Here is a 4460-nt window from a genome sequence, read left to right as displayed (position 1 = left end):
TTTTTTGCAACCACTCTTCTTCATTCATTGATTGAGCCACTTTCTCTTCTCGTTTTCGTTGGCTTCATTCTACCATCTTTTTTTTGACCTGAATATCTCTTTGCGAAAATCTGAGGGGCACCCTATCGTGGTATCGTGGGTAGAGCCTTGCTCGGAGCTTATATAAAAGCTATAATAAGTAGCTTCTATGTATGATTGATTCGAAGAAAAAATACATTCATTATGGTTTTGAGATTCCTTGCCCTTGTTAGTATAATAGAGGAGCAATGTTATTTGCAAATGAATGTATTTGCCTATGTTCTTCTCAGAGAAGAGAGTACCCATGTTTACTAACGATGTAGTTGGCTCAAAACACGAATTTACCCTCTCAAAAGCGCGACTGGCTTTCCTGCGCATCGGTGCGGGATGTATTGACGTCGTCGTTCTTACCAGTTTGCAAATCTGGATCAGCAGTATTTTCGGCACGCTTGATCCACTGGGGGACCATTATCAGTCTGATGGCAATGGTTTGTCGGTGTTCATGCCTGGCGTACCCACGATCAGTTCTATCTGGCTGTACGTCATCGCCTTTCTCTATTTCTTTGTGCAGGAGGCGCTCTGCGGCATCACCGTAGGGAAATTTGTGTTACGCCTGCATGTAATTAGTGCCAGAGGAGAACGTTTAACACTGGTTGCTGCCCTGTTGCGCAATCTGGTACGTTTCATCGATTGTTTGCCCATGTTTTATATTGTCGGTCTTATTTCTGGATTTTTCTCTCCTACCTTTCAGCGTTTAGGTGATCGTCTGGCGCATACAGTCGTTGTACCTGTGAATTTAACTCCGACGCTGGCCTATCCACTCTCCACTGTGCTCAAACGAGGCGTGATATTGTGTATTGGCATGTTGATTTTTATGGGTTTTTGTTTGAACTATATGTATTATTCTCGGCCATCGCTGGTGCTTACTGGCTGGGCAAACGTCAACAATTCCTATCGGTATCAGGCGGCAGCTATTCCACCATGCGGCAAAGTAGAACAGCGCTTTGGAGACTATGTATTGAATCATCCTATTCAGATGACGAGTATCAGTGCTCCTCAATGGCACGATGGACTGGTCTCTTATACTATTCACTACGACACAACCATTCCCTGCCAGGGTCAGGTAACAATGCACTGGAATGGCTTTTTTAGTAGTGGCTGGTCGGTCTCACAAGTGTTGATCCAGACAAAATAATCCTTTCTTCATGATTTTCTTGCATGCATTTTGTGTATCTGTGTTATCCATAACGTTCACCTTTGTGATGCATTATTAGCAGATGGGTATTCATCCCAAAACTTTACAATATCGCCTGGCACGTGCTTCAGAGCAGGGTGGGCTTGATCTGACTGATCCTGAGATACGCTTCCATTTGCAGTTATGCGCACATTTGTTATCCCTTAAGGATAAAGAAGGTGGGTAAATTTTATCCATAAAGAGACTGGCTTTCTGTCATTTTTCAATTTATAGTTAGCGTATGCAGATAATGCATACGCAACTGTATAGTTAGGACACAGGGAGAAGGATAAGGAAGGTAGCATGCTCAGCAACCAATCGCGTACAGCAGCTCTTCAGCAATTACGTACACAACAGATTCCCCGTGGTGTATCAAATGCGCATCCAGTCTTTGCGGCACATGCACAGGGCGCGCGCCTCTGGGATATTGACGGCAACGAGTATGTTGATTTCGTCGGCGGCATTGGCGTTTTAAACGTTGGACATAATCATCCACGCGTTGTGCAGGCGGTACAGGCTCAACTGGAACGTTTTACGCATACGTGTTTTCAAGTTGTGATGTACGAGCCATACGTCCGCCTGGCGGAACGCCTGAATCAGCTGGCACCGGGGGATGATCCTAAAAAGACCATCTTACTGACAACCGGGGCAGAGGCGGTTGAGAATGCCATCAAGATAGCGCGTGCCGCGACGCAGAGGCCCGCGATTATCTCGTTTACCCATAGCTTTCATGGCCGCACTTTGTTGGGAATGTCCCTGACGGGGAAAGCAACCGCCTATAAGCAGCGTTTCGGCCCGTTCGCTCCTGAGATTTACCACGCTCCTTATCCCTATGAATATCGGGGATGGAGTACGGAGCGAGCGCTCGCGGCGTTTCAGGAACTCTTACTGACCGAGGTGACAGCGGATCAGGTGGCTGCTGTGATCATCGAGCCAGAATTGGGTGAGGGCGGATTTGTGGCCGCTCCCGTGCGCTTTTTGCAAGAGCTACGACGTATCACGCAGGAAAAGGATATTTTGCTGATTGCTGATGAGATACAAAGTGGTTTTGGGCGCACCGGGAAACTATTTGGTATTGAACATAGTGGTGTAATTCCAGATATGATCACGGTCGCAAAGAGTCTGGCTGGTGGACTTCCGCTGGCGGGCGTTATCGGCAGGGCGGAGGTGATGGATGCTCCAGCAGTTGGTGGCCTGGGTGGCACCTATGCTGGAAATCCGCTCGCTTGCGCGGCTGGTCTGGCAGTTCTGGATGTTTTTGAGCACGAGCAGATCCTATCCAGGGCTGAACAACTGGGCGTGCAGTTCCGTGCGCGTTTCCAGGGACTCCAACAAGAGGTTCCTGCCATTGGTGACGTGCGTGGGCTGGGCATGATGATCGCGTTAGAATTTGTCCATGATCGACAGACGAAAGAGCCTGCTCCTGATCTGGTGGATAAGATTGTTGAGGAGGCTCGTCAGCAAGGCATCCTGTTGTTGAAGGCTGGATTGTATGGTAATGTGTTGCGCATTCTGGTTCCGCTGGTGATTGAGGATGCATTAGTATGTCAGGCGCTGGATAAGCTGAGCGCGATTATCCGTTCGGTAGCGCGCCAGGCCTGATTTCAGCTCGTAGAAAGCTTGTTATCGATACGCTGCTGGCAGGCGCGCACGCGCCTGCGCCATTTTTATTGTGTGGTGCATAAGTTTTCGCACCGATGGTGCTCAAACCCCTTTATAGTGTATGTTGCTGTAAATGTTCATAGCACATTTACAGCAACATACACTATAAAGGGCGCAGGCGCGCACGCGCCTGCCAGCAGGTGAGCAGCAAGATCCCGCTGGTATTGGGGGGCTAACACTGTCTGAGAGAGACAGAAATGTCCAGATCAATCTTTGGGATTGAGCACAAACTTTTCGATAGCTAAAGCCGCTCCATCTTCATCGTTGCTGAGAGTGACATAGTCGGCAACTGATTTGATCTCTGCATGAGCATTGCCCATCGCGACACCCAGTCCAGCGAGGCGTAGCATCTCGATATCATTGTGGTTGTCACCAATAGCCATAATCTCTGCGGAGGGAATATTGAGCAGTTGCGCGATGGTTCTGAGCGCATTGGCCTTTGAGACTTCGGGATGCAAGAATTCCAGCCATTCGTGCGCTGTCTGTGTGACATAGAGTTGTCCCATAAAGCGCTGCTCTAGTAATTGACGTTTCTCGCGCAATGTCTCCCCATCACCATAGGCACCGAGCTTAATGCATGGCAGCGAGCACAAACTGCCAATGTCATCAATCTGTTTTACCTGTGCATGCGCCAGATACCAATGTCTGTGGCTATATAAATCAGCTTCGATATAGAGCTGCTGCTCGGTATAATAACAGAGCTGTAAATCAAGCTGGTGTGCAGCTTCAATCACAAGAGGGTTGAAATAAGTTTCTTGTTTGATGGACATATCTCTCTTTTTGTGGTCAGATATTCTCTTGACAGTGAAAGAGTTCTCTGTTACAGTAACAGCATTGGCATAACCAAGTGAGTACCGTGAGTTCCACGGGATTTTAAGCTTGTGGACTGGGAAGCACTGACCACTCTGAAAGGAGCGGTGAAACTGCCCAGGATGAAGCAGGAACAAGACCTCAAATGGAGTCTGTCTCCATTTGTCTAAGTTCTTGAGAACGGATAGTATCTACGGGCACGAAGCGTTCAAGCAAGAGGGTGATTGAAAATATTAGTGATGGGACAGCTTTGTCCTCTTGTCTGAGTGCCTGTGCCACGTGCCAGTTCCAAAAGCCCAACGTGTCACTGTAGAGACAAATCTGTCCATGACAGAAATGTCTAAAAGCCCCAGCATGTCATAAAAGGACAAATATGTCAGTGACAGATTTGTCTAAAAGTCCGGGCATGTCGTAACAGGACAACTCTGTCATCCCAGGGGTTTATACCAAATTTTGCTTTCTCGGAGCTCAAATTTACGAACCAGGACACTTTTGTCCACGGGTCTGATTGCCTGGGCGCGACATGTTGGTCCCAAAATCCCAACATGTCGCGCTGCGACATACATGTCATTTTCGCTTGCCGGAACGAATTATTCGAATTCGAATTCGAATATTATGAGTCATCCCGGATTTTCGGGAAACATTTCTAGCACCTAAATGATGCTAAAACCTGAATTGTTTCTAAATCCGGCGGGAGAATACTTCCAAGAACGGGATGGGCATCATCCCAAAGGCG

General features: G+C 47.8%; 4 protein-coding genes. 3 read left to right on the top strand and 1 reads right to left on the bottom strand.

Annotated features, from left to right (window positions below):
• The first annotated feature begins 322 nt into the window (after positions 1–322).
• From F1593_RS27305 to gabT, 3 genes are all read left to right on the top strand, one after another.
• Entirely contained in the window at positions 323–1213 is an 891-nt protein-coding gene (locus tag F1593_RS27305) for an RDD family protein (RefSeq protein WP_172632509.1), read from the top strand.
• Positions 1214–1295: 82 nt separating this feature from the next.
• A complete protein-coding gene (locus tag F1593_RS30080) occupies positions 1296–1439 on the top strand; it encodes a helix-turn-helix domain-containing protein (RefSeq protein ID WP_149404713.1) in 144 nt (47 codons plus the stop codon).
• 116 nt (positions 1440–1555) lie between these two features.
• Positions 1556–2854, top strand: coding sequence for a 4-aminobutyrate--2-oxoglutarate transaminase (gabT, locus tag F1593_RS27295; protein ID WP_149404712.1), 1299 nt, complete (start codon positions 1556–1558; stop codon positions 2852–2854).
• 266 nt (positions 2855–3120) lie between these two features.
• Here the strand turns inward: gabT and F1593_RS27290 are convergent, their stop codons facing one another.
• The gene (locus tag F1593_RS27290) at positions 3121–3684 is read right to left on the bottom strand and encodes an HAD-IIB family hydrolase (protein ID WP_149404711.1); all 564 of its coding nucleotides are present in this window, start codon (positions 3682–3684) and stop codon (positions 3121–3123) included.
• Between the last annotated feature and the right edge of the window lie 776 nt (positions 3685–4460).

This window comes from Dictyobacter arantiisoli (assembly GCF_008326305.1).
Taxonomy (GTDB): Bacteria; Chloroflexota; Ktedonobacteria; order Ktedonobacterales; family Ktedonobacteraceae; genus Dictyobacter; species Dictyobacter arantiisoli.
This window is presented reverse-complemented; position numbering and strand designations above follow the sequence as displayed.

Bases quoted from the DNA above. Each gene is read 5' to 3' on its own strand.
- F1593_RS27290 (WP_149404711.1), bottom strand. From the start codon at position 3,684: ATGTCCATCAAACAAGAAACTTATTTCAACCCTCTTGTGATTGAAGCT.
- F1593_RS27305 (WP_172632509.1), top strand. From the start codon at position 323: ATGTTTACTAACGATGTAGTTGGCTCAAAACACGAATTTACCCTCTCA.
- gabT (WP_149404712.1), top strand. From the start codon at position 1,556: ATGCTCAGCAACCAATCGCGTACAGCAGCTCTTCAGCAATTACGTACA.
- F1593_RS30080 (WP_149404713.1), top strand. From the start codon at position 1,296: ATGGGTATTCATCCCAAAACTTTACAATATCGCCTGGCACGTGCTTCA.